The sequence below is a fragment of the Paraburkholderia sp. JHI869 genome (genome assembly GCF_038900775.1).
Lineage (GTDB): Bacteria > Pseudomonadota > Gammaproteobacteria > Burkholderiales > Burkholderiaceae > Paraburkholderia.
In genome coordinates, this window is sequence record NZ_JAYMSC010000002.1 from 196,018 (window position 1) to 221,838 (window position 25,821).

Sequence of the window (25,821 nt, forward strand, 5' to 3'; positions counted from 1 at the left end):
GGCCCTCGACTTTTTTGCCCACGCACATGCGGCTCAAGCGGCCTGCACGTCGCGCGCGAGTCCCGCCATGAGGCCGCTTGCGCGCTGCACCTTGGCGAGCACCGCGCGATCGAGCACGGAGCGCCCCTCGGGCACCGCGAGCGTGAGAAACGCGCGCGCACGCGTGATGCCGGTGTAGACGAGTTCGCGCGTGAGAATCGGGCTGTACGTATCGGGCAGCACGAGTGCCGCGTGCGTGAACTCCGAGCCCTGCGATTTGTGGACGGTGAGCGCGAACACGGTTTCCACGCCCTGCAACCGGCTCGGCGACACCCACTTCACGCCGCCCGAGCCGTCGCCGGCCGGGAACGCCACGCGCAACACGGGCGGCTCGCCCGCTGCTACGGGCAGATCCAGCGCGATGCCGATATCGCCGTTCATGAGCCCAAGCTCGTAGTCGTTGTGCATGACGAGCACGGGCCGGCCCGCGTACCAGTCGCCATGCGGGTCGATGAGACCTTCTTCGTGCAGCAGGCGCGCCACGCGCCGGTTCAAGCCTTCGACGCCCCACGGACCGCGCCGCAACGCGCACAGCAACTGAAACGCGCCGTGCGCCTTGAGCACGCCCGCGGCCCATGCGGAAAGCGCTTCTGGTGTCGCGCCGGGCTCGGGCCGGGTCGTTCGCATCGTCTCCAGATAGTGGCGGTAGCCCTGGCGCTGCGCGTTCGCGGCGCCTTGTTCGCCCACGCGACCGTCGACGATGAGCGAGCGCAACGGGCCGTCATCGTCCGCGGGACACACGAGGCGCGCGAGATCCGCGTAACCGCGCGACCAGATCTTCGCGACGCCCACCGCGTCGCCCGTGTTGACGAGTTCGGCTAGCGCGCCGATGCCGCTTTCCGATGCGAAACGATGGCTCTCGCGCAGCATCGCGATGGCCTGGTCGAGCGGCAAGCCGTGCGCGTCGAGCATGGCCGCGTCGATGCGCTCGCCCGTGGCCGCTTCGAGCCAGGCACGCGACGCCTGCGTGTAGTGCCCTTCGCGCGCGCGATCGCATAGTTCGCCCAGCACCGCGCCGGCCTCGACGGAAGCCAGCTGGTCCTTGTCGCCAAGCAGGATCAACCGTGCGGAAGGCGGCAGCGCGTCGAGCACGGCGGCCATCATCTCGAGGTCGACCATCGAGGCCTCGTCGATCACGAGCACATCCACGGGCAGCGGATTCGCAGCGTCGTGCCGGAAGCGCCGGCTGCCTGGCCGCGTGCCGAGCACGCGGTGCAGCGTGGTCACGACAGTTGGAATCGCATTGCGCAGCGCCACGGCGTCCACCTGCGCCTGCAGCGCATCGAACGGCAGCCGCTCCACCGCGCCCGCAATCGATTCGTTCAAGCGCGCCGCGGCCTTGCCGGTCGGCGCGGCGAGGCGAATGCGCAACGGCCGCGCAGCAGGCGTTCCCTGCCCCGCACGGCCCAGCGCCAATGTTTGCAGGAGTGCCAACAATCTCACGACCGCGGTGGTCTTGCCCGTACCCGGCCCGCCCGTGATGATGCTGAATGCGCTGCGCGCGGCGAGCGCGCAGGCGAGTTTTTGCCAGTCGGCGGCCCGCGTTGCTTGACCGTTGCGCGGCTCGAACAGCGCATCGAGCGCCGCGCGCGCGACGTCGAGCGGCAACGCAGCTTCAAGCTGCGGAGCGCGGGTCAACCGTCGTTCGATTCCCTCGCGCACGTCCTGCTCGTATTGCCAGTAGCGCCGCAAATAAAGCCGCGTGCCCGCGAGCACGAGCGGCGCGTTGCCTTGCGCAGCGTCGGCAACCGCTGTTTCCTCGCTCACGAGGTCCGGCACAGCGAGCGCCGCGCGCCACTGCGCAAGCGTGACGCCTGCGAGCACTTCGGCAGGCGGCTGCGCCGGCACCGCGGCCAGCGCCTGCGGCCCGTCGGGCGGCAGGGAAAGCGCGAACGCCGGGTCTTCCAGCGTGGCCTTCAGGTCGAGGCACACATGACCGCGCCCGAGCTGATGGCTCGCAAGCGCGGCCGCCAGCAGCAACAGCGGCGGACTTTCCGGCGCTTCGGTCCACAAAAAACGCGCAAACGCGGCATCGAGCGTACGCAGCCAGCCGCGCTCCACCCAGTTGTCGAGCACGCCGAGCATTTGCACGGCCGTTTCGCGCGCGGCGCCTGGCCTCGGCTCCGGAGCAGCTTCCGGTATGTCCAGATTCTCGAACAGATCGCCGGTGAGGCCGTCCTGCCCTTTCGTGCGGCGCCTCGTCATGCCACATCCTCCAGCGCGTTGCGACGCGCGAAGAGCGCGTCGAGTCGTTCGATCAGCTCGCGCGGCGGCCGCTCGCAATGCAGCCCCTGCCCCGGCGCGCGGCCGCCGCGCAGGAACAGATACACGGCCCCGCCCACGTGAAGGTCGTAGTCGTAATCGGGCAGGCGCGCCTTGAGGAGCCGGTGCAGCGCGAACATATAGAGCACGTATTGAAGTTCGTAACGTGAGTGCAAGATCTGCGCGCGCATTTTCGCGGGCGTGTACGAAGCATCGTCGGGGCCGAGCCAGTTCGACTTGTAGTCAGCCACGTAATAGCGTCCTTCGTGTTCGAACACGAGATCCATGAAGCCCTTGAGCATGCCGTTGAGCGTGGCCGCGTCGAGCGCGGGGCGCGCCTCGCCATTCAGCGTGTATTCGGTGACGAGCGCGTCGATTGCGAGCGTATCGACGGCATGCGCCGTGACCCAGAACTCCAGTTCGGCCATGTACGCGCCGGCTTCGAAGTCGGCGAAAGCCACGGGCGCCACGCTTTCGCCATCGATGTCCGGCAAATGCAGCGGCGTGCGCACGAGTTCCAGCATCCACGCCGTGAGCGTCTCGATCCAGTGCGACCAGCCGCGCACGCTGCAGCGGCGCGCAACCATGTCGCGCACGCGCGCTTCGTCTTGCGCGATTTCGGCAAAGCCTTCGTTGGCCGCCCATTCCATCAGTTCGTGCAGGAACGTGCCCGCGTCCGCGCCGCGCTCGAAGCCGTGCATCGGCGCAAGCGCGGGCGCGACGAGTGCCTGACCCGCGCTATCGAATGCCTCGTCGTCCTCGGGCGGCACACTCGCTTCGAGCAGTTCGAGGAACACGTCCTCGCTGCGCGTGTCGGGCGCGCTGCGCGCGTCGTCCGCTTCGACGGGAACGCCCGAACCGATCGACGTTTCAACCGTCTTCAGACTCGAATAGCTAGCGATCCACCAGCGTTCGCGCTCGCGATGCGCGAGCGTGCGCGCTTCGCCGCGCACGGCGCCGGTGTCGCGCAGCGCGAGCACGTCACGGCGCGCTTCGGGAGCGAGCGCGACGGCGATGTCCGTGCAGGTTCCGCGCAATGCGCCGAGAAACGCTTCGCTCTCCTCAGCGGGCACGGCTGCGCCGCCGTTGATCAAATAGCCGAATGCGCTCGCCTCGACGCCCTGCACCGGCCCATAGCCGACCCACGTCGCGTAACGCGCGCGCGTGAGCGCAACGTAGAGCTTGCGCAGATCTTCGCCAAGTCGCTCGCGATCGGCCTGAGTCAACACGCGCGCGTCCGCTTCGAGCGTGACGCGCAATTCGCCTTCCTCGTCGTGCCATTTGAACGGCACGTCGTCGGGCTTGACGGCGCGGTGCGCGCACGCGAACGGCAAAAACACGAGTGGATATTCCAGCCCCTTCGACTTGTGGATCGTCACCACCTGCACGAGTCCCGCATCGCTTTCCAGACGCAACTGACGCGCGTCGCCCCCGCCGCCTGCGCTTTCATCTTCGCGCTGCTCGTCGAGATAGCGGATCAGCGCGTGCTCGCCGTCGAGCTGGGTGCTCGCCTGTTGCAGCAATTCGGCGAGATGCAACAGGTTCGTGAGCGCGCGCTCGCCATTCAGCCCCGCGCCCGCGGCCTCGCCAAGCAAACGCTGCGGCACGTGAAAATCGTTGACGAGGCGGCGCAACATCGGCAGCACACCCTTCCTGCGCCAGCATTCGCGATACTCGCGGAACTGCAGCACGCGAGCCTCCCAGGCGATCTCGTCGCTGCCAAGCCGGTCGAGTTCCGCCCATTCGAGCCAGAGCGTGGGCGTAGCGAGCGCCGTGCGCACGAGGCGCCCGTCATCGGGCTCGGCGCACGCGGCGAGCCAGTAGCGCAGTTCTTCGGCCTGCGGCGTTTGATAGACCGAGTCGCGATCCGAGAGATAGACGCTGCGCACGCCGCGCGCGGCCAGCGCTTCGCGTATGGCCTGCGCCTCGCTGCGGTTGTTGACGAGCACGGCCATGTCGGCGGGCTGCAACGGCCGCATGCCGCGTTCGCCCGAGAAACCCGCGGCATGCTCCTGGCCGAGATTGAGCAGGCGAACCATCTCGGTCGCGCAGCTCCCCGCCATGCCCGCGAGATAAGCGCCCTTGCTGAGCGGCTTGCCATCCGCTGCAGGCGGCATCCACCAGACGTTGAGCGCGGGCAGCTCGGCGCCTGCTGCGACCAGTCGTTCCGGCCGGCCGTTCGCATCCGCGGCGACGAACGGCAACGCGTTCTCGCGACCATCAGGGCTGCGAAACAAAAATGCACCGCTTCCCTCCGGCCGCGATTCCGCCGCCTCGAAACAACGGTTCACTGCCTCGACCATCGCGCGCGTGGAGCGGAAATTCTTCTTGAGCGTATAGAGACGCCCCTCGCAGGCACGGCGCGCGCGCAAGTAGGTGTAGATGTCCGCGCCGCGAAACGCGTAGATCGCCTGCTTCGGGTCGCCGATCAGGACGATCGCCGTCTCGGTGTCGTGCTCCGCGATACGGTAGACCGCATCGAAGATCTGATACTGGACCGGGTCCGTGTCCTGAAACTCGTCGATCAGCGCGACCGGGTACTGCTTGCGGATGATTTCCGCAAGACGCGGGCCGTTTTCGCGCTGCAGCGCCACGCGCAGCCGCGTGAGCAGGTCGTCGAAGCCCATTTGCGAGCGGCGCGCCTCTTCTTCCTCGAAGCGCTTCGCCACCCAGCGCGCCGCGTGGCACAAGAGGTCCTGCTTTGCCTCGGGCGGCGAAGCCAGCGACTCGCGCAGGGTTTCCATCGCCACGAACGCGGCATGCTCCGGCGGCTCGCCCTTCACCCAGATCTCGGCAAGACCAGCGGGCGTGAGGCGCGTCCACACGGCCGCCTTGTCGTCGAAGCCCGGATGCGCGGATTCGGGGTCGTTGGCCCAGTCTCGCAACTTGCCGATCCATGTTTCGGAGTGCTTTGAATTGAGCTTTCTGGCTTCGAACTGCTTCGCTGCGCGCGCCGCGTGGAGCAACGCCTCGACCTCGTCGATCCACACGCGCCACGGCGCCTTCAGCGTTTCGAGTTCGTTGCTTGCGCGCTTGCGGGCGTCTGCGAGCGCCGCATCGGGGTCGCCCGCATCCGGCAAACGGTCGGCGTGCGCAAGCAGCCCGCGTATGGCGTCGAGCAATGCGTCGGGGCTCGCGAACCACGTCCTCACTTCTGCAGCGCTCGCCGCGTCGAGCGGCGCCATGAAGGTGCGCCAGTAGTCGCGCACGACTTCGGCGCGCAACTCCGTCTGGTCGGTTTCGAGCGTCTGCGAAAAGAGGCTGTCGCTGTCGAACGCATGCTCGCTCAGCATGCGGTTGCACCAGCCGTGGATCGTCGAGACGGCAGCTTCGTCCATCCATTCGGCCGCGAGCTGAAGGCGCCGCGCGCACGCGGACCATTGCTCCGGCGCGTAGTCCTCGCGCAGGTCGTGCAGCAAGTCCTCGCCAGGCTCCCGCTCTGGCACGTCTTCAGGCTCGACGCGAAAGCATTCAGCGGCTTCGATGAGACGCGCGCGAATACGCTCGCGCAGTTCTTTCGTGGCCGCGTCGGTGAACGTCACGACGAGAATTTCGGGCGGCGTAAGTGCGCGTCCTGCCGTGCGTGCCTCGTCATTGAAATCCGCGTCATCGCTCGATGCGTTGAGCGCGCCGTGACCCAGCACGAGGCGCACGTACAGCATGGCGATCGTGAAGGTCTTGCCGGTGCCCGCGCTCGCTTCGATCAGGCGGCTGCCGTAGAGCGGAAAGCGCAACGGTTCGAGTACTTGTGCGTCCATGGTCCCGAGCGGATTCATGCCGTTTCTCCCGCCTCGCCCGAGGCCCGCTTCGCACGCGACGACGCGAGCGGCGCGCGGCTTACCGGCAGCAGCAAGGTGGTGGCGAGCGCGATGAAATCGTCCTGGGCGGCGAGCGCGTCGAAAGCGGGGAAGGCGCGGCGCAAATACGCGTTCGTCTCGCGTTCGCCGGGCGTGCGCCCATTGCCCTCGTAGGCCGCGAGCGCCGCTTCCCACGCTTCGGCCGGAACCGTCGCGCGCGCGCCGTCGAAGGTGTCCGGCAACTTGCGCAGCCATGCGAATGCGGTCTTCACCGCGAGCGGCAAGGGCCGGCGCGCGCCATCGTCCCATGCGGCGAGCAACGCGAGCAGATAGTCGCGCGCAACCTGCGCGTCGAGCGGCGCGAACTCCGCCACGCCCACCTTGCTCACGATCACCGTGGTCACCGGCCCGGCCGCGATCTGTGCGGCCACGTGCGTGACCCAATAGGGCACGAGACGGTCGCTGCGATAGCGGTGGTCCTTCACGAGCGTGCCCGGCTCCAGAATCACGCGGCCAAGTGCGCCATCCGGGCCCGCGCGCAAATCGTCGAGCCAGTCGTCGAGCGAAATGACGCGGCCATCCAGCGTCGCCTCGAGACGAATTTCATATTGATGCTCGAGCGGCTCGGGCCAGCGCGCGAGCGCCTTGCGATATTCGGCAAAAAGCTCGGGCATGGGCGCGAGCAGTTCCTCGCCGATCACTTCGCCAAAGCCGCCGGTCGCGAGGTCACCGCTGCGATGCATGCGCTCGAGGCGCGCCAGCGCAGCCGGTTCGAGATCGTCCTCGCCGCGCTCCATCGCCATGACCTGCGCGCGGATCAGTTCGCCTTGCAACTGCCACGCCTGCAACGCGTCTACCTCGAAGGGCTCGTGATTTTCGCTCGCCGCGTCCTCGCTTTCGAACGCCACGCGCAGACGCTGCCGGAAGAAGCTTCGCACCGGCTCGCGCAGAAATTCCCCGAGTTCTCGAATCGAAAGCGGCTCGTCGCGTTCGGGCGGCGCGAGGACTTCGGCGTTGGCTTCAGCCGCGGGCCGCATCTCAGCGGGCTTGCTCCATTCGTGCGCGTACGTGTAAAGCGTCGACGCTTCGGGCCGCGGCGGAAAATAGTCCGGACTGAACGGCTGCAAGCGATGCTCGATGGTCAACGCGTCGAGCAGCGCTTCGCCGCCGGCATCTTCTTCGCCTTCTAGCCGCCAGCCGGCCTTCAGGTGATCGCGCAACTGCCCCACCAGCACCGAGGGCGGGCGCGGCGTGTTGTCGGTGACGCTGCGCCCGATCCACGAAACGTGCAGATGGTCGCGCGCCGAGAGCAGCGCTTCGAGGAACAGATAGCGGTCGTCTTCGCGGCGCGAGCGGTCGCCCGGACGATAGTCGCGGCGCATGAGGTCGAAGTCGAGCGGCGTGCGGCTGCGCGGATAGTCGCCGTCGTTCATGCCGAGCAGGCACACGCGCCGGAATGGAATGGCCCGCATCGGCATGAGCGTGGCAAACGTCACCGCACCCGCGAAAAAACGCTGCGAGAGGCCGCCGCCTTCGAGCGCCGCAAGCCAGTTCTCCGCGACGATGGCGAGCGGCAAGGTCTCGGTGAGCGCGGCTTCGTCGCAGGCTTCGCGCCACGTTTCGAGCGCGCCGTCGAGGCGATCGAGCGTGTAGGCGTCTTCGTCCTCCGCCTTGAAGAAGGCCGCTTTCAACGCGCGCAAACGCTCGCACCACACCTCCACCGTGGCCGGTTCGCGCAGCGTGCGCCATGCGTGGTCGAGCGCATCCACGAGGCGCGTGAGCGGGCCGAGCAACGCGGCGTCCAGCCCGCCGATCTCGCTGTACGGCTCGATGCCGCGCCATGCGCCCGCACGCTCGCCCGCGGCGTAGCCCAGCAGCATGCGCCGTAAGCCGAACGCCCAGCTATTGGGCGCACTCAGTTCGTCGGCCTGGGGAAGCCCGAGGCTCGCGCGCTGGCCCGCGTGCAGACCCCAGCGGATATTCGCGCCGTCGATCCAGTTGCGCAACGTAGGCACGTCTTCGACGTCGATGCCAAAACGCGCGCGCACGGCCGGCACTTCGAGCAGATCGAGCACGTCGCTCACCGTCACGCGCGAATACGGCAGCGAAAGCAGCATTTCCAGCGCGCCGATGAGCGGGTCGAACGCGCGCTGCGCGCGGTCGGCCACGCTGAACGGAATGCTGCGCGGGTCGTTGCCGTCTAGCAGGCCGAACACGGCCTGGATATGCGGCGCGTAGACCTCGATGTCGGGCACCATGACGATCACGTCGCGCGGACGCAATGTGGAATCCGCCGCAAACGCGGCAAGCAGACGGTCGTGCAGAATCTCCACTTCGCGCTGCGCGCTGTGCGCAACGTGAAAACGAATTGATTCGTCGTCCTGCGCGTTGACGGGATCCCAGTGCTCGCGCGTCTCGCCAAGCGGCCGCAGATCGCGAATATCGTCCTGCAACTGCGAGAGCAGCGTGAGCGCGTCTTCGCCGTCGAACAGATCGATACGCTGGCCAATGCGCGTGAAATGTGGCGTGTAGGTTTCGCGCGCTTCGTCGCTATCGTATTCGTCGAGCAGGCCGATGAAGTCGCGCCCCTGCTTGCCCCACGCCGCGAGCAGCGGCTGCGAATGCAGATGCAGTTGCGCCTCGTCGAGCTGGTCCGGCGCGCCCGCACGGCGGCGCTGGCGCGCGTGCCGCGCGCGCAGCAGGTCCTGGTCGGCGACGATGTCGGCCCAGTAATGCATGCAAGGGTTATGCACGCACATCAGCACCTGGCTCCAGCGCGCGAGCGCCGCCAGCACTTCCACCGACTGGCGCGCGAGACTAGAAATGCCGAACACCACGAGCCGGCGCGGCAAGCCTTTCGGCCGTGGGTCGCCCTCCTGCCAGGACTGTGCGCGCGCCATGAACGCCTCGTGCACGGCGGCGCGGCCCGTGTCGCGCAAGCCAATGCCGTCTTGCGCCTGCGCGCTCACGTCCGCGAGCAACGCGCGCCAGAGCGCCGCCTGCCAGCGCGCCTCCTCGGGCAAGGGCACACGTGCGTTGCGCGCGTCGATCAGCACGTCCTCGTTCGCGGCCCACGCAGCGAGCCAGTCCGCGCGATAGACCTGGTACTGGTCGAGCAAATCCGCCACGCGCTGCGCGAGCTGGAAACACTTGCGCTGGTCCTCGTCGTTGGCCATGAAGCGTTTCAGGGGCTCGTAGCCCGGCTCGTCGAGCAGCGCTGGCAGCATGCGCATGAGCCGCCAGACGAGGCGCGACTTGTCGAACGGCGAGACCGCGGGCACCGCGTCGTTACCGAGCACGGCGCGATACACCTGCCACAGGAAGCGCGACGGCAGCGACATTTCGAACGCCGCCGCGATACCGCACCCGCCCTCCTCGGGATCGGCGGCAAACGCGAGCTTGAGCCACTGCGCGATGCCGTTGCTCTGCACGAGGAACATTTCCTTTTCGAGCGGCGCGACCGGGTTCTGACCGATCCAGTTCACGATCAGATCGCGCATGCGCTCGGGCTGGTTGCCGTGAACGAGCATCAGCCCCGTGGGCAGTTCGCGCGGGCTCAAGCAAGGCTCCGGCGCGCGTTAAGCGCGATTCGTGCGGATTGGGCGAGGATGCGGAGAAAAGGGATTACGGCCATGTCGCCAGTTCGTGTGGGTGCCGGCTGTTGCCGGTACGAATTGCGCAGGCGGCAATCGCGCCCGCGTGATGCGACAGTTTACGACAATCGAGACCGCGGCGAGCAGCGCATTCGCGCGCAGGCCGCGGTTTTGGCAGCAACGGTGGCGGCTCTAACCCAGCCGCTTTCCCGTAGCCGGATCGAAGAAATGCAGGCGCGCAGGCGGCAGGTGCACCGCCAGCCGCTCGCCAGGCGTGGGCCGCGTTTCATGCGGCAGGCGCACCACCACATCCGCGCTGCCCCAGCGGCCGTGCGCGAGATTGTCGGCGCCGAGCAGTTCACAGGTCTCGACTTCGAGCGTAACCGGCTCATTGGCGCCACGCGCGTGCATATGCTCGGGCCGCACGCCCAGTACGCATTCCGCGCCCTTCGGCAGCCAGGCCGGCGCATCGCCCAGCGGCAGATGTGGCCCGTTACCCGCAATTTCGAAGCGCTGGCCGTCGCCGCTCACACGCCCACGCAGCAGGTTCATGGCGGGCGAGCCAATGAAACTCGCCACGAACATCGAAGCGGGCCGGTCGTACACTTCGCTGGGCGTGCCGATCTGCTCCGCGCGTCCGCCGTTGAGCACCATCACACGCTGCGCGAGCGTCATCGCCTCGATCTGGTCGTGCGTGACGTACAGGCTCGTGGTGCGCAGACGCGCATGCAGACGCTGGATTTCCAGGCGCATTTGCACGCGCAGCTTCGCATCGAGATTCGAAAGCGGCTCGTCGAACAGGAACACCGAAGGCTCGCGCACGATCGCGCGGCCCATCGCCACGCGCTGGCGCTGCCCGCCCGAAAGCTCGCGCGGCTTGCGCTCCAGCAGCTTGCCCAGCTCCAGGATTTCGGCGGCCGCCGCCACGCGCGAATCGATCGTCGCGCGGTCGAGCCCCTGCAATTTGAGGCTGTAGCCCATGTTACGCGCGACGCTCATGTGCGGATAAAGCGCATAGTTCTGGAACACCATGGCGATGTCGCGATCCTTCGGCTCCACGCGATTGACCACTTTCTCGCCGATGGCGATCTCGCCCGACGTGATGGTCTCCAGCCCCGCGACCATGCGCAGCAGGGTGGACTTCCCGCAGCCCGAAGGCCCGACGAGCACCATGAATTCGCCGTCCGCCACCTGCACGTCGATGCCATGCAACACCTGTTGCGCGCCGTCGTACGACTTCGTGACGCCCCGTATGCTCAATGCCGTCATGCCGTCTCCCGAATTGCATCCATGCTTATTTCTCCACATCCACGAGGCCGCGCACGAACCAGCGCTGCATGGCCAGCACCACCACGAGCGGCGGCAGCATGGCGATCATCGTCGCGCACATCACGAGATGCCATTGCGTGGCCGCGTCGCCGCTCGAAATCATGCTCTTGATGCCCACCACGGCGGTCGTCATCGAGGCCGTGCTCGACATGAGGATCGGCCACAGATACTGGTTCCAGCCGTAAATGAACGTGATGACGAACAGCGACGCGATGTTCGTTTTAGATAGCGGCAGCACCACGTCCCAGAAGAAACGCAGCGGCCCCGCGCCGTCGATACGCGCCGCCTCGATCAGCTCGTTGGGCAGCGTGAGAAAGAACTGGCGGAACAGGAACGTGGCCGTGGCCGAGGCGATGAGCGGCAGCGTGAGGCCCGCATACGTGTTCGTGAGATGCAGCGTGGCCGCGACCTGCACCGTGGGGAAAATGCGCACTTCCACGGGCAGCATGAGCGTCACGAAGATCAGCCAGAACGCGAGACGGCGGAACGGAAAGCGGAAGAACACGATTGCATAGGCCGAGATGATCGAAATGGCGATCTTGCCCACTGAGATCACGAGCGCCGTGATGACGCTGTTCATGAGCATCGCGCCGAACGGGCTCGCCGCGCTGCCTGTGCCCACGTTCCACACCGTGGCCATGTTCGCGAACAGGTGCGTGCTCGGCACGAGCGAGAGCGGCACCGAGAAGACCTCTTTCTCGTTCATCGTGGCCGCGCAAAACGCCACGTAGACGGGGAAGGCCACCACCGCCACGCCGAGCAGCAGCATGACGTGGCAGAACAGGTTGAAGTATTTGCGGTTCTCGACCATCAGTATTGCACCCGACGTTCGATGAAGCGGAACTGGAAGATCGTGAGCGCCGTGACGATCAGCATCAGCACGACCGATTGCGCGCCCGAGCTGCCGATGTCGAGGCCGCGAAATCCTTCGTCGAAGATTTTGTAGACGAGCGTGCGCGTGGCCTGGCCAGGTCCGCCGCCCGTTGCGGCGTCGATCACCGGGAAGGTATCGAAGAGCGCGTAGACCACGTTCACTACGAGCAGAAAGAAGCTTGTGGGCGAAAGCAGCGGAAACGCAATGCCGAAGAAGCGCCGCACGGGGCCCGCGCCATCGATGGCGGCCGCCTCGAAAAGCGATTGCGGAATGGACTGCAGGCCCGCGTAGAAGAACAGGAAGTTGTAGCTGATCTGCTGCCAGACCGATGCGACCACAACGAGCGTCATGGCCTGGCCGGGATTGAGCGCGTGATTCCACGTGACGCCAAAGCGCGCGAGCGCGAACGTCACGAGGCCGATGCTCGGGTTGAACAGAAAGCCCCACAGCACGGCGGCGATAACAGGCGCGACCGCATACGGCCAGATGAGAAAGGTTTGATAAAAGCGCTTGCCGCGCGTCACATGGTGCGCCATGGCGGCCAGCAGCAGCGAGATGGCGAGGCCGCCGAACGTGACGAGCGCCGTGAAAACGAGCGTGGTCTGCACAGAGGCCAGATAGAGCGGATCGTGCAGGAGCCGCGTGAAGTTGGCGAAGCCGACGAACACGGACGACGTGCCGAAGGCGTCTTGCGCCTGGGTGGACTGCAAGAGCGCCACTGCAGCGGGCCAAAGGAAAAAGATCACGGTCACCGCAAGCTGCGGGCCGACGAGCAGGTATGGCAGCAGGCTCGCCCCAAAACGGGAGCGTTGTTCCATTGCGTCACTCTCCTCGAGTGGCGGCGTTCGGTTGGTCGCGAACACCGGATAGCGCGGCTTCTTTATCGGATTGAGCCGCCTCCTGGGCGGCGCCGCGTTCGCATTCTAGCCGAGACTTGTGACAGTGCGGACCAAAGCGCAGATCGAGGCGCCGTTCGAGACTTCATTCGCTTCGATGTGCTTCGCCGAGCGTCGCAATGAGCCGGTCCACCACGCCGATCACATGGGCCGGCGTAATGGCCTTCGTGCACTGGTAGCGGAACGCGTCGCCCGCATGGCGCGGGCACCAGCCGAAGTCGCTGTCGTCGGACTCGTAGCGCGTGTCGTTGTAGCAGCTATTGCAGGCGTGGAAGTTGATCACGCGCCACGGCGTGTGGAATTCCGCCTTCGGGTGCGAGAAGCCGCTGATCAGCACGACCGGCGCACCCACGGCCCACGCGAGCCACGAAAGTCCGCTGCCAAGACCCACGAAAAAGTCGGCGTGGGCGAGCAGGCTCGCGCGTTCCGTCGACGGCCGTGCGCCCGTGAAATCCTCGGCGCCTTCGGGCATGACGTTCAGTTCGCCCGGCAAGCCATATTCGCGGTCGCGGTCGATGCACAGCACCCGGTAGCCGCGCGACTTCAGGTGTGCGACGAGCGCCGGCCAGCCATGCGGGTTGTTCCAGTATTTGCACTGCGACGAGGCTTGTGTGGCAATACACACGTAGCGCCCGGCAATTTCACGTTCAGGGTTCGCGACCGGGACGCGTGGGCGGCGCTCGAGTGCGGGCACGCCCAGCATGTACGAAGCGAAATCCTGCAAATTGCTTACGCGCAGGTCGGTAGGCTGATGGTCGCGGTCGGCGAGCGGCCGGTAGGCGCCGACGCGGTAAGTCGCGTAGACGGGCTCGCCGGTCTCGTCTTCGGCACCGGCGGCCGCCGTGAATGCGATGGCGGGATAGCCCGCCTCGAACAGCGCATGCAGCGACGCCGCCACCCGCACGGTCAGCGCACAGCCATGCTGCGCACGGAAGGCCTCGAAGGCCGGCATCCAGGCGATCGCATCGCCGATCGCGCCCGATCCCACTTCCACGCGTACGCGACGCCCTGCCGCATCGAAGGAATGCGAAAAGACGAGGCGCGCGCCGTCGAACACCTCCAGCAGGAAGCGCACATGGTATTTGCGGCGGCTCGTAGCGATCTCGCCCGCGCTCAACGCCTCGTCGAACAGCAGGTTGGCGGTGTCGAGATCGTGCATGCGCACGCGCCAGCCGTCTTTCGGCACCTGCACGCGGGCGCCGAAATTGAAGTCGTAGCGGATGTCCTCCGGGCCCGCCAGTGCGGGTGCGCCGGGCTGCGCGAAGGCGGTGGACTGGAGGCCGCGCTGGGCGCCAGAAGCGGGATTGACGGAGGGATTCATCGGGCGATCGGGATGCTGGGACGGTTTAACCGACGCGCAGCGTATCCCGGTCGCGAAAATAACGGGGACGTCGCCGTCCCCTCACTTCACCGCTCAGGCCAGCGCCGCCGCGGCAAACTTGCCCATATCCGTGGCCGGATCGCGCAGCGCATCGAGGTCGAGCTTCACGCCCTTGCCCACGAGCTTCTTGCCGCAGAGGAAATCGGGCATCGAATTGACGGCGTCGACCGCGAGCAGCACGCGGTCCTTCAGGTAATACACCGCGAAGCGGCGCGCGGCAGGGTCGCCGCGCACGATGGCCTCGTCATAGCCCTCGAGCAGGCCCACCGTCTGGAGCTTGAGGTCGTACTGATCGGACCAGAACCACGGCGCGTCGCACGCGGGGCGCGGCTTGCCGACGATTGCAGCGGCCGCGAGCTTCGCCTGCTCCACCGCGTTGTGCACGCTTTCCAGGCGCCCCGCGCGGCCGTAATGCGCAAGCGGCCGGTGCGCGCAATCGCCGATAGCGAAGACATCGGGGTCGCTCGTGCGCGCGTCGTCGTCCACCTCGATGCCGTTTGCGCACTGAATGCCCGCTGCTTTCGCAAGCGCCTCGTTCGGCACGATGCCGATGCCGACCAGCGCGAGCGTGGCGGGCACGATCTCGCCATCGGCCAGCTTTACGCCCGTGAGCTTGCCGCCCTCGCCCACGAGCGCCTCGATCTTCGCGTTCAGGCGCAACGCCACGCCCTGCGCGCGATGCTCGTTCGCATAGAAAGTGGAAACGGTCTCGCCCGTCACGCGGCCCAGCACGCGCGGCGCGGCTTCGAGCACCGTGACCTCGTGGCCGAGCTGGCGCGCGGCCGCAGCCGCTTCGAGGCCGATATAACCCGCGCCGATCACCACGAGCTTCTCGCCCGGCTTCACACGCTCGCGCAGCACGTCTGCGTCCGCAAGCGAGCGCAGCGCGATCACGCCCGCGAGATCGTGCCCCGGCACCGTCAGCACGCGCGGCGTCGAGCCGGTGGCGAGAATGAGCTTGTCGTATTGAACGTGGCTGCCGTCGGCGAGCGTGAGCGTGCGGTTCGCGCGGTCGAGCGACTGCGCGCTCGCGCCGAGCTTCAACTCGATGCGCTGCTCGTCGTAGAACGCACGCGGCTTCAGCCACAGGCGCTCGACATCGGCCTCGCCCTTCAAATAGGCTTTGCTGAGCGGCGGCCGGTGGTAAGGCGGCACCGGTTCTTCGCCGACCAGCACGACGCGGCCGCCAAAGCCGTATTGCCGCAGCAGCGCCGCGGCGTTGCCGCCCGCGTGCCCTGCCCCAACGATCACCACCGTGCTGCCGTCTTCTTGCATGTCCGCTCCCGCTTTTCCCGCTTTCTACACGTTAATTGATTCATTGCGCGCATCGGCGGCCTGGACTCATATGCACATTTCAATCCACGCCGCCCGCCGCGCCAGGAACGAGATCATCTCACGGTTCGCGCGTGCACGCCGCGCCTAGTCGAACGCGCGATCGTTTGGCGCCGCGTAAAGCGCGCGCAGTTGTTCGCTCATCGGAAAGTCGAAATTCACGCCTTTGGGCGGCACCGGCTTCTCGAACCACTTCGCGTACATCGCGTTGATTTCGCCGTTCTTCATCAGCGCCGCCATCGTGTTGTTCACGAGTTGCCGAAATTCAGGGTCGCCGTTGCGCATCATGAAGGCATAAGCCTCCGATGATTGCGGCGTGCCCACGATCACCCATTCGGAGGGCCTCGTGGTCAGCGAGCGCGTGCCGGCGAGCAGCACGTCGTCCATCATGTAGGCCACGGCGCGCCCCGACTCGAGCGTGGCGCGCCCCTCGCCATAATCGCGTGCGCTGATGATGCGCATGTTCATCTGCTTCTCGATGTTCATGCGCCGCAAGATCCGCTCGGACGTCGTGCCCTGGTTCGTGAGCACCGTCTTGCCCACGAGATCGCGAAAGTCGTGAACGCCCGAGTCCTTGAGCGTGAGCAGGCGCGTGGTCGCGACAAAGAACGTATAGGAAAAGCTCACCTGGTCCTGGCGCGCCTTCAGGTTCGTCGTGACGCCGCACTCCAGATCCACGGTGCCGTTCTGCACGAGTGGAATGCGGTTTTGCGAAGTGACGGGAATGAAACGCACCTGTAGATTCGGGCGCTTCGTCTTTACCTTGACCGCTTCGATCACCTTGTCGCAGATATCCTGCGAAAAGCCGATTACCTGGTTGTCGCCAATCACGTACGAGAACGGCACCGAAGTCTCGCGATAGCCAATGGCGATGATGTTCGCCGAGCGGATTTTCTCCAGCGTGGGTTGCGCGACCTGGGCGGACGCCGGCTGCAGCAGCGAGAGGCACGGCACGATGGCCCAGCAGGCCAGCGACAGCCGCTTCAGTCGGTTCATGGGTCGGTCCTCTTCTCTCGTCGTTGTCTTGCGCGGTCAAAGCCTACATTTGTCGCCACAATCGATCGTCGCGCAACATGCGGGAAATACCAGGGGTTTCCCGACATGTTAAGCCGACGACGAAAAAAAGCAGCGGACAGTGCCGCTGCTTTTCTTGTTCAATACCGCGCAATCCTCACGACCGGCTCGATCAGCCGTTAACAAGCTTCTTCGGCTGCAGCAGAGCAAGCACCGCGCCTAGCACCATCGCCGCCGAAACGCAGTACATGCCCGCGTTCGTGCTTTGCGTCACATCCTTCATCCAGCCGATGATCGAAGGGCTCACGAAGCCCGCGAGATTGCCGATCGAGTTGATCATGCCGATGGCGGCGGCAGCCGAGCCGCCAGCGAGAATCGCGCTGGGCCAGGTCCAGAACACGGGCATCGTCGCGAGCATGCCGGCCGCGCCCACCGAGAGCGCGAGCATGGCGAGCGGCACGTTGTTGCCGAACACGGTGCTGAAATACAGGCCGACTGCCGAAGCCAGCGAAGCGATGGCGAAGTGCCAGCGGCGCTCGCCCGTGCGGTCGGCGCTCTTCGCGACGAACAGCATGCTGAACACGGCGCATGCATACGGAATGGCGGTGAGCAGGCCCACGTCCAGCGCATTCTTCACGCCGCTCGCCTTGATGAGCGTGGGCAGATAGAAGCTGATGCCGTAAAGGCCCATCATGCAGCAGAAGTAAATCACGGCCATGAGCCACACGCGGCCGTTGGCGAACACCGAGCCGATCGAGGCATGCCCCTTGCCGGCCTGGTCCTGGGCGATATTGCGTTCGAGCACGGCCTTCTCATCTTCCGAGAGCCACTTCGCCGCGCGAATGCCGTTGGGCAGATAGAAGAGCGTGACCACGCCCAGCACGAGCGAAGGCACCGCTTCGATCAGGAAGAGCCATTGCCAGCCCGACCAGCCGTTCGCGCCGGTGAAGGCCGAGAGAATCCACCCCGAGAGCGGGCCGCCCAGCACGCCCGCGATCGGAATGCCGATCATGAACAGCGCATTCATGCGGCTGCGGCGCGCGGCCGGGAACCAATAGGTGAGATAGAGCACGATGCCGGGGAAGAAGCCCGCCTCGGCCACGCCCAGCAGGAAGCGCACGAAATAGAACTGCGTGGGCGTCTGCACGAGCAGCGTGGCCGCCGACAGCACGGCCCACGTAATCATGATGCGCGCGATCCACACGCGCGCGCCCACACGGTGCATGAGGATATTGCTCGGGACTTCGAAGAAAAAGTAGCCGATAAAGAAAATGCCCGCGCCGAGACCGTACACGGTTTCGCTGAACTGCAGGTCGCTCAGCATCTGCAGCTTGGCGAAGCCGACGTTGACGCGGTCGAGATACGCCGCTACATAGCAAAGGAAAAGAAACGGCAGCAGACGCAACGTAGCCTTGGAATAGGCGCGCGTCTCGATATTTTGTAATGCGGCCTTCGACTGGCCGCCGGCGATCGTATTCATGGTCTCCAACATGGTGCAAAGCCAATGCCGCGCAGGCAAAGGCCAGGGAATAAGAGCGCATCCCCGGGGTGCATCCCCAATATGTTGCGCCCGCAACGAACTGCGTGTGCCTGCGCGGCTCGCAACACCGCACGACAACATGCAAAGTGCATCATCGTAGCGAGAGGCAACAATTGTTGTCAACTGTTTGTAAGTAGCAGGAAGATGCCCGAAACCACTCCGGCCCGGGAGCTGGCGCTAGAATCGTCGAACTCACTCTCGACGAACCCCTTGCACGAAGGACCGCGCGCCATGATTACGACCCCGCTGCCCCGCCGCCCGCGCGTGTATCTTGCCGGCTTCGACGTCTTCCGGCGCGACGCGCTCGAGCACGGCGCGCGCCTCGTCGCCGCGTGTGCGGAGTTTGGCTTCGAGGGCGTCTATCCGCTCGACGCGCAAGCGCCCCCGGACCTCGACGGCCCGCGCCAGGCCGCGTGGATCTATCGCGCGAACATCGAGTCGATCCGCGCCGCCGACATCGTGATGGCCAATGTCAACGACTTTCGCGGCCCCGGCGAGCCCGACTCCGGCACTGCATTCGAGATCGGCTATGCCGCCGCGCTAGGCAAGGAAATCTGGGCCTACTCGTCCGACGAAGGCACGCTCATTGAGCGCGTGCCTTCGGTGCCCAACGCGCAGGGGCGCGTGTGTGAACGCGGCTATCTGGTGGAAGATTTCGGCCTGACGAAGAACTTGATGATCGCGTGCGCGGCGCGTCTCGTGCAAGGCGACGCGCGCGCATGTCTTGAAGCGATGGCGCAGGGGCGCACGCAATAACGCGTGCGCCACCGAAGGCATCAATGATGCATGGTACTCATCGTGCTCATGCGCTGAAGCGCGCGAATGCGTGCCACCGCTGGGCGGTCCGTCACGGCGACCTGATAGAGCTTCGCGAGATCGGCCTTGAGCGCTGTGCGTGAGCCGGCGTCGAGATACACCATGTGCCCCGAGGGATAGAAGCGCGCGCTCAGGTTGTCGCGCACCTTCTGGTCGAGGAGCGGCATCTTCTGCAGATCGATCACGGTCTGGTAGAACGGCGTGACGAAGTCGTAGTAGCCGTTCGCCGAAAGCACGCGCAAATCCGGGTTCAACGCCATCACCGCCGCCAGGTCGCCCGCCGTGTAGAGCACGATATTGCCCTGCGCGTCCACGCCCTTTTGCGCGCCGGTCGGATCGATATGGCCGAAGTTCCAGTTCTTGAACGCCTGGTCGTTCAGATCCGTGAACGACGAGTTCGTGCGGAACTTGAGCTGCTCGTTCAGGTAGCTGTTCCACATCGCCGTATACACGCCGCTCACCGCCGTCATGGTGGGATCGTTGCCGCCCGAGTTGGGGTCGATGTTGCCCGCAATGCCCGTGTCGATGGCGGTCACGCGGCCGTCGTACGAGCCGAGCGCCACGCCCTTGTCCTTCATGAGCGCGGTGAGGAAAAGCGAGTTGCCGCGGCTGTCGTACGAGGCGATGTCGAGATTCCACGACTCCAGCGTTTGCGTGTCGATGCCCGTGTATTGCGACAGCGTCTTGAGCGTAGCCGGAATGCTCTTGTCGCCAGGATCGGGAAACTTCGAGAGCGCCTGAAGATAATCGGTGCGTGCGAATTGCGCGACCTGCGCGGCGAACGCCTGCAAGTCCTTCGGCGCGGGCGTCACGCCAAGGCGCTTGTGATACCACGCGTCGGCGGCCGCAGTAGGCAGCGCGCCCACCGGATTGCCGCTTTGCGTGTAATCGAGTATCGACGACTGCAGCGTGATGCCGTTCAGGTCCACGCCATCCTCGTGCAGCCGGTACGCGAGCACGCAACTGCGCGCCGTGCCATACGATTCGCCGTAGAGAAACTTTGGCGAATTCCAGCGATCGTTCGCCGAGAGATAGCGCTTGATGAACTGCTTGAGCGAATCCGCGTCCTGATCCACGCCCCAGAAGTCGCGGTTGTGATGCGGCGCGACCGCAGCCGAATAGCCCGTGCCCACCGGATTGATGAAGATGAGGTCGCTCTTGTCGAGCAGGCTGTCCGGATTGTCTTCGAGCGCATAGGGCGCGGGCGGCGTGAAGCCCGGCATCGAGGTCTTGATGCGCTTGGGCGCGAACGAGCCGAGCAGCACGAACACGGAAGACGAGCCCGGCCCGCCGTTGTAGAAGAACGTGACGGGACGGTCCTGCGCCTGCACGCCGTCCTTCGTGAACGCCACGTAGAAGATCTTGGCGTTGGGCTGCGAGCTGCTCGGATCGACGGTCACGAGGTGGCCTGCCGTTGCCGTGTAGGCGATGACTTCCTTGCCGATCTGAATGGCGTGATGCGTGATCGCCGCGTTCTCGGTCATGTCGGTGACGAAGTCGTCGGGACCGTTGCCATAAGCGGTGGGATCGAAGCACGGCTGGTCGGCCTGCGCGCGATGTTTGCCGTTGCCGCTCGCGGGGCTGGCCCCTTGAGCGCCGCCATTGCCTTTGGTGGACTGCGCTTCGTCGTTCATGTCGTCTCCACTTTATGTGTTCGCGTTTGAGACAGTGAATGCAACTTCGAATGCAACCTCTCATGCAACCCGCATCGCGCCCGCCACCAGCCTTTCACCGCTTCTTGCCGTAGCGGCGGGGCGCCGCGCTCATCCTACGCCGAGCCGAGCGCGGCTGCCACCTTGCTGCCCACCGGCGTGCCGAGACCCGTGCAGGCGTCCCAGCCGGGGGCCGCCGAGAAGTCGCCGTTGCTGCCGCTCGTCACGTCGTTGAAAGCGCCGGGCTGCGCATAGAGCTTCGCATTCGCGAAGCCCACGGGCTTGCCGCGCGCCGCGTTGATACGCGCGATCAGCGCGGCCCACAGCGGCGCGACGGCGCTCGTGCCGCCCACCACCGTATCCGCGCCGGCCACGCGCACCTCGTAGCCCGTGGCGGGGTCAGCGTCGGCGGCGACATCGGGCACGCCGCGCCGCACCAGCGCACCCGCCCCGCCGCTGCCGCGCACGACGCGCAAGCCCTTTTGCCAGTCCGGCAGCGCGAACGTCGCGCTCACGCCGCCGCCCGTCGCGCCGTCTGCGCCTTCGCTCCAGACGGTTTCCTGCGAGATGCGTCCGTTCGACGCCGCGATGTGCGTGCCGCCGCAGCCGAGCGCATAAGGGCTCGAAGCGGGAAAGTCGACATGATCGGCGCCGTCGCTCACGCCGTCCGACGAGCCGCTGTCGCCCGAGGCCGCGCACACGGTCACGCCGAGCGCAACGGCCGTTTGCAACGCGTCGTTCAGCGCGCCGAGCGTTTGCTGCGACCACGCCGACTCCGGCGCGCCCCAGCTGATCGAGATGATCGACGGTTTGCGCTGGCTGTCGTGCAGCGCGGCGCTCACCGCATCCACGAAGCCGGATTCGCTGTTCGGCGCGAAATACACGGCGATGAGCGCGCCCGGCGCGAGCGCACCGGCGATCTCTACATCGAGCGTGACTTCGGCGTCGGGGCCGTTGGGGTCGCCGGTCGGCGCATTCGTCGTCTGATCGACAGAGACGTCCTCCACGCGCGGCGCGCTCACGCCCAGCTCGCTGAAATACGCGCTGAGGTCCGCCTTGTCATAGCCGCCGCCCATTTCGATGATGGCAATGCACTGGCCGCTGGCGTCGCCCGCGGGAAAGCTGTAAAGCTCCGCGAGTTGCAAAGGCGTAAACGATCTGGTGACCGCACGTGCAGCGCGGATTGGCGGACGAATGGGCGCGCCGGGCGTTTGTGCTGCGGCTTCCGGTGTTGCCGCCAGACTCGTCGGCACGATGCGAAAGTGCGGCTGCGCCTTCGCGCGGTTGTCGAGCCCCACCACGGCGGTGACGACCTCGTGCATGTCTTCCGGCAAATGCAGCGGGCCGCTCGGCTGGTGAAAGTGATGCACGGTCTTGCCGACCTGATGTTCGAAGCGCTGCAGGTCGATGCCGAAGGCGGCGTTGTATTGCTGCACCGTGCCCGAGAGCACGACGCGGCGCGCCGAGGCATCGGCTTGATCGACATTGAGCCCGTGCGCGCTCGCGAACTGCTCGACGCGCTTGATGTCGGCCGCGCTCGCACCGAAGCGCCGCTCGTAGTCCGCGCGGGAAACCGGCTGCGCGGCCGGATCGTTCGTGGTGAGCCGGTCCACCAGCTCATGAAATTCTGCCGACGCCTGGCGCCGCAGGATCAGCACGACCCTGATGCGCTCCGCCGGGTCGCACGCGCCGACGCACTGCGCGCCAGCGGGAGTGGGATGTTCACTGCCTGCCACCGGGAGGTGCCTGGTCATGACCGGTTTCTCCTTCATGAAGCGCGTGCCTGTGTCTGGAATATTCACGCAGCATCGGCGCGACGCGAGCGCAAACGAGGCGCTGTGCGCATTCGGCGTGCCCGCAGAATCGTTATACACCGATGACGATTGCAAATCTCTCCGGACGACGGCGCAAGGCCTGGTCGCGGAGGTCGATGGGGATGAGAGACGAGATGTGCGAAAAGCGCGCGGGCGCTGAACCCGCGCGCTTTGATGTACCCCGTAGCGTGGTTGTGCCGCCGTGGAGTCGTTGGGGAATTTTTATGCTGCAGCGGCCAGCGCCGCCGGCAGATGCGTTTGCAGATACGCTTCGAACTCCTCCTTGACCTCCGGGTGGCGCAGCGCGAACTCCACCGTCGCCTTGAGGTAACCGAGCTTGCTGCCGCAGTCGAAACGCGTGCCCATGTAGCGGTACGCGAGCACCTGCTCTTCGGTGAGCAGCGACTGCAATCCATCGGTAAGCTGCAACTCGCCGCCTGCGCCCGGCTTCAACGAGCGCAGATGATCGAAGATCGTGGGCATCAGCACGTAGCGGCCGACCACGCCGAGATTCGACGGCGCGACTTCGGGCGCCGGCTTTTCGACGATGCCCGAAAGCTTGAACACATCCTCTTCCCACTCGCGGCCATCGACAATGCCATACGACGCGCTATGTTCGCGCGGGATGGATTCCACGCCGATCACCGAGCTGTGATAGTGATTGAACGTGTTCACGAGTTGCTTCATGACGGGCGTCGGGCTGTAGAGCAAGTCGTCCGCGAGAATCACGGCGAACGGCGAGCCGCCCACGAGCTTTTCCGCGCACAGCACGGCGTGACCCAGACCGAGCGCCTCGGCCTGGCGCACGTAGAAGCAGTCCACATTCGCGGGCTTGATGCTGCGAACGAGGTCGAGCAGCTTTTGCTTGTTGCGGGCTTCGAGTTCGCATTCGATCTCGTACGACTTGTCGAAATGGTCTTCGATCGCGCGCTTGCTGCGGCCGGTCACGAAGATCATTTCGGTAATCCCCGCAGCGATCGCCTCTTCCACCGCGTACTGAATGAGCGGCTTGTCGACGATCGGCAGCATTTCCTTCGGGCTCGCCTTGGTGGCGGGCAAGAAGCGCGTCCCAAGGCCTGCAACAGGAAATACCGCTTTGGTTACTTTCAGCATGATGTCCATTCCCAGATCGTTCGTTTGAGTCTCGGTCTCGCAGCGAGGCAAGCCGACTTCCCCGAGGTTCTGCCGTGGCAGATTCTTGTATTGAATAAGATTGTTTACCGCCTTTTAAGCAATAAAAAAAAGGCCAGCAAATACAGATTTCGTGCTTTCAGCATAACACCGGAAATTATTGCCGCCCATTCCGAATAATTCTAAACAAGTCGGCATGAATTTCCTGATCCGGCTCGTGTCAATGACGTCGCGTTCGGGCGCAGTCTACTCCGCCTCATCGGCGGGCGGCAAGGCGCCGGAGCGCGTGCGCGCGCGCCGGATGGGCTCATTGCGCAACGCTTCGCGATACGCGGACACCCCCACGAGTATCAACAGCACGGCCACGCCGGCCAGCAAGTGCAGGTTCATCGGATTCTCCAGCGACCATAGTCGATCACACTCAAACTAGCATTCCAAATTCGATAAATAAACTGCTTTGTTTTTCAATCCATTTATTTCTCCATTTCTCATTTCCGCATGAATACATTTTGTAAATCTTTTGCTTACTTCCCTCGCGCGCGCGCCACTAAGATCGCCGGGTACTCTCCCCCAAGGACCGGCTGACACCGATGAGCGATCCCGTACTCCAAACCGCCATGCCGCCTGCATCCGCCCTGCCCGCTGCTGCTACGCCTGCAGCGCGGCCCACGGCCGCGGCCCGCGAGCTTGCCGGCGAGCATCTGATCGAAGCCCTGCGCGGCTTTGCGGCCCTGCTGGTGGCCTATTTCCATTGCCGCCAGGTCACCTGGATCGGCATGGGCGCGTTCCACCAGTTGCACGCCAGCTTCGCGAGCCCCGGCACTATCGCTGCGTGGCTGACGTTCCCCATTGCATGGGGATCGGCGGGCGTGCCGATATTTTTCGTCATCAGCGGCTATTGCATTCACCGCAGCGGCGCTGCGCGCCTGAATGCGAACCCCAATTTCCGGCTCGATGCGCGGCAGTTCTGGCTGCGGCGGTTCGTGCGCATCTATCCGGTGCTGCTCGCCGCGTTGCTGCTCACGCTGGCTGTAGATTCGATCAGCCTTTCGCTGCTTCCTGTGAGTCACAAGATCAACGATATCGGCGTGCGTAACTTCTTCGTGAACCTGTTCTCGTTGCAAGGCGTGGCCGGCAAGACATTTGGCTCCAACGGCGCGCTCTGGACCCTGTCGCTCGAAGTGCAGTTTTACCTGCTGTATCCGCTGCTTTTCGCTGCGCGCCGTCGTTTCGGCCTGAATGTCGTGCTCGCTGGTGTGGCGCTCGTCAATGTCGTATCCGCGTTGACGCTCGAGCGGCACGACATCGTCGTGTTCACGTCGTACTGGTTCTCGTGGATGCTCGGCGCATGGATCGCCGAAGTGCGTTTGCGTGGGTCCTCCGGTTTTCGCTTTGCGTATCCTGCTGCGGCGCTTTTTGCCGCAGCCGGTTGCGTGGCGTTTCACTTTGGGCAGTTTGGCGCGTTTCAGCTCTGGGCATGCGCGTTTGCTTGCTATCTCGTCAAGGCGCTTGCGCGGCCCGCGCCTGCGTCTCCTGGGCTGCTGCAAGCGCTGTTTTCCAGGCTCGGTGATTTCAGCTACTCGCTTTACCTCATCCATTTGCCGCTCTTCGTGCTGCTCGGATCGCTCCTGTTTCGCTCTGAGCTGCAAACGTCAATCTGGCCGTCGTTTGGGTTCACGCTTGCTGTGATTCCAGTCGCCTGGGTGTTCTATCGGCTCTTCGAGCGGCCGGCGCTTAATGTCGCTGCGCGGCTCAGGAAGCGGGTTATCGCTTAAACGTTGCTCCTGGCCGCTTTGGCCTTTCCTTGATTTCGCGTCGGTATGCATGCGTTGCCCCTGTGCGGGGCGGCACCTACTTTTCTTTGCAGCGGCAAAGAAAAGTAGGCAAAAGAAAGCCGCTCAAACCGCTAATGCCTGCCACCGTTCACCTCGCGCCATACCAGGTTAATGGCTCCGGAGCGTCTGTCGCCTCGCACCATTCTCGCTAGTGACAAAGGACTCATTCATCCCGCTGCTCGCTACGCGCGCTGCGGTTGGGTCTGCATGGGAAACCGGTCTGTTTGCGAGGGCATTTGGTTTTGGGTTATGCCCTTCGGGGCGCGTAGCGCCGCCGGACGTATGATTGCCTTGTCACTCCCGTTGTGGGCGAGTGGTGACAGACGCTCCGGAGCCATTAACCTGGTATGGCGCGAGGTGAACGGTGGCAGGCGCTAGCGGTTTGAGCGGCTTTCTTTTGCCTACTTTTCTTTGCCGCTGCAAAGAAAAGTAGGTGCCGCCCCGCACAGGGGCAACGCTCGCATACCGACACGAAATCAAGGAAAGGCCAAAGCGGCAAGAGCCGCGACAAAGGCC

At 65.3% G+C, this 25,821-nt stretch carries 17 protein-coding genes; 3 read left to right on the forward strand and 14 right to left on the reverse strand.

What is annotated here, in order from left to right; genetic code table 11:
* Nucleotides 1–33: 33 nt before the first annotated feature.
* The 10 genes from recD to VSR72_RS04280 form a co-directional block, all read right to left on the reverse strand.
* Nucleotides 34–2,244 carry an exodeoxyribonuclease V subunit alpha gene (gene recD, locus VSR72_RS04235; protein ID WP_342951174.1) on the reverse strand — a complete coding sequence of 737 codons (2,211 nt, stop codon included), beginning with the start codon at nucleotides 2,242–2,244 and terminating at the stop codon, nucleotides 34–36.
* A complete protein-coding gene (recB, locus tag VSR72_RS04240; protein WP_342951175.1) occupies nucleotides 2,241–6,077 on the reverse strand; it encodes an exodeoxyribonuclease V subunit beta in 3,837 nt (1,278 codons plus the stop codon). Before recB ends, recD begins: the two co-directional genes overlap by 4 nt.
* Complete coding sequence (gene recC, locus VSR72_RS04245) at nucleotides 6,074–9,658, reverse strand: exodeoxyribonuclease V subunit gamma (protein WP_342951176.1); 3,585 nt, start codon at nucleotides 9,656–9,658, stop codon at nucleotides 6,074–6,076. The genes recB and recC overlap by 4 nt, the downstream gene beginning before the upstream one ends.
* A 225-nt stretch (nucleotides 9,659–9,883) precedes the next feature.
* Complete coding sequence (locus VSR72_RS04250) at nucleotides 9,884–10,960, reverse strand: sn-glycerol-3-phosphate import ATP-binding protein UgpC (protein WP_342951177.1); 1,077 nt, start codon at nucleotides 10,958–10,960, stop codon at nucleotides 9,884–9,886.
* A 25-nt stretch (nucleotides 10,961–10,985) separates the two neighbouring features.
* Nucleotides 10,986–11,831 (reverse strand): sn-glycerol-3-phosphate ABC transporter permease UgpE, encoded by an 846-nt coding sequence (ugpE, locus tag VSR72_RS04255; protein ID WP_342951178.1) that lies wholly within the window; start codon nucleotides 11,829–11,831, stop codon nucleotides 10,986–10,988.
* Complete coding sequence (gene ugpA / locus VSR72_RS04260; RefSeq protein WP_342951179.1) at nucleotides 11,831–12,712, reverse strand: sn-glycerol-3-phosphate ABC transporter permease UgpA; 882 nt, start codon at nucleotides 12,710–12,712, stop codon at nucleotides 11,831–11,833. The genes ugpE and ugpA overlap by 1 nt, the downstream gene beginning before the upstream one ends.
* Nucleotides 12,713–12,875: 163 nt before the next feature.
* A complete protein-coding gene (locus VSR72_RS04265; protein WP_342951180.1) occupies nucleotides 12,876–14,111 on the reverse strand; it encodes an autotransporter strand-loop-strand O-heptosyltransferase in 1,236 nt (411 codons plus the stop codon).
* A gap of 93 nt (nucleotides 14,112–14,204) precedes the next feature.
* On the reverse strand, nucleotides 14,205–15,446 hold the full coding sequence (locus VSR72_RS04270; RefSeq protein ID WP_342951181.1) for an FAD-dependent oxidoreductase: 1,242 nt from the start codon (nucleotides 15,444–15,446) through the stop codon (nucleotides 14,205–14,207).
* 144 nt (nucleotides 15,447–15,590) lie between these two features.
* The gene (locus VSR72_RS04275) at nucleotides 15,591–16,499 is read right to left on the reverse strand and encodes a transporter substrate-binding domain-containing protein (protein WP_342951182.1); all 909 of its coding nucleotides are present in this window, start codon (nucleotides 16,497–16,499) and stop codon (nucleotides 15,591–15,593) included.
* A 190-nt stretch (nucleotides 16,500–16,689) separates the two neighbouring features.
* The gene (locus VSR72_RS04280; RefSeq protein ID WP_342951183.1) at nucleotides 16,690–17,997 is read right to left on the reverse strand and encodes an MFS transporter; all 1,308 of its coding nucleotides are present in this window, start codon (nucleotides 17,995–17,997) and stop codon (nucleotides 16,690–16,692) included.
* 291 nt (nucleotides 17,998–18,288) lie between these two features.
* Here VSR72_RS04280 and VSR72_RS04285 point away from each other — a divergent pair, with 291 nt between their 5' ends.
* Nucleotides 18,289–18,813 carry a nucleoside 2-deoxyribosyltransferase gene (locus VSR72_RS04285; RefSeq protein WP_342951184.1) on the forward strand — a complete coding sequence of 175 codons (525 nt, stop codon included), beginning with the start codon at nucleotides 18,289–18,291 and terminating at the stop codon, nucleotides 18,811–18,813.
* A 20-nt stretch (nucleotides 18,814–18,833) separates the two neighbouring features.
* Here VSR72_RS04285 and VSR72_RS04290 read toward each other — a convergent pair whose 3' ends face one another.
* Both VSR72_RS04290 and VSR72_RS04295 read right to left on the reverse strand, forming a co-directional pair.
* Nucleotides 18,834–20,507: a peptidase S1 gene (locus VSR72_RS04290; protein WP_342951185.1), complete on the reverse strand. Its 1,674-nt coding sequence runs from the start codon at nucleotides 20,505–20,507 to the stop codon at nucleotides 18,834–18,836.
* 134 nt (nucleotides 20,508–20,641) lie between these two features.
* Nucleotides 20,642–22,279 (reverse strand): S53 family peptidase, encoded by a 1,638-nt coding sequence (locus VSR72_RS04295; RefSeq protein ID WP_342951186.1) that lies wholly within the window; start codon nucleotides 22,277–22,279, stop codon nucleotides 20,642–20,644.
* Here VSR72_RS04295 and VSR72_RS04300 point away from each other — a divergent pair.
* Nucleotides 22,278–22,499, forward strand: a complete 222-nt coding sequence (locus tag VSR72_RS04300; RefSeq protein WP_342951187.1) for a hypothetical protein — start codon at nucleotides 22,278–22,280, stop codon at nucleotides 22,497–22,499. The two genes, VSR72_RS04295 and VSR72_RS04300, sit on opposite strands and share 2 nt — an antisense overlap.
* 62 nt (nucleotides 22,500–22,561) lie before the next feature.
* Here the strand turns inward: VSR72_RS04300 and galU are convergent, their stop codons facing one another.
* Both galU and VSR72_RS04310 read right to left on the reverse strand, forming a co-directional pair.
* Entirely contained in the window at nucleotides 22,562–23,452 is an 891-nt protein-coding gene (gene galU / locus VSR72_RS04305) for a UTP--glucose-1-phosphate uridylyltransferase GalU (protein WP_342951188.1), read from the reverse strand.
* 264 nt (nucleotides 23,453–23,716) lie between these two features.
* Nucleotides 23,717–23,860, reverse strand: a complete 144-nt coding sequence (locus tag VSR72_RS04310) for a hypothetical protein (RefSeq protein WP_199272116.1) — start codon at nucleotides 23,858–23,860, stop codon at nucleotides 23,717–23,719.
* A gap of 200 nt (nucleotides 23,861–24,060) precedes the next feature.
* Between VSR72_RS04310 and VSR72_RS04315 the strand changes: the two genes are divergently transcribed.
* Nucleotides 24,061–25,245 carry an acyltransferase gene (locus VSR72_RS04315; protein WP_342951189.1) on the forward strand — a complete coding sequence of 395 codons (1,185 nt, stop codon included), beginning with the start codon at nucleotides 24,061–24,063 and terminating at the stop codon, nucleotides 25,243–25,245.
* Nucleotides 25,246–25,821 lie beyond the last annotated feature (576 nt).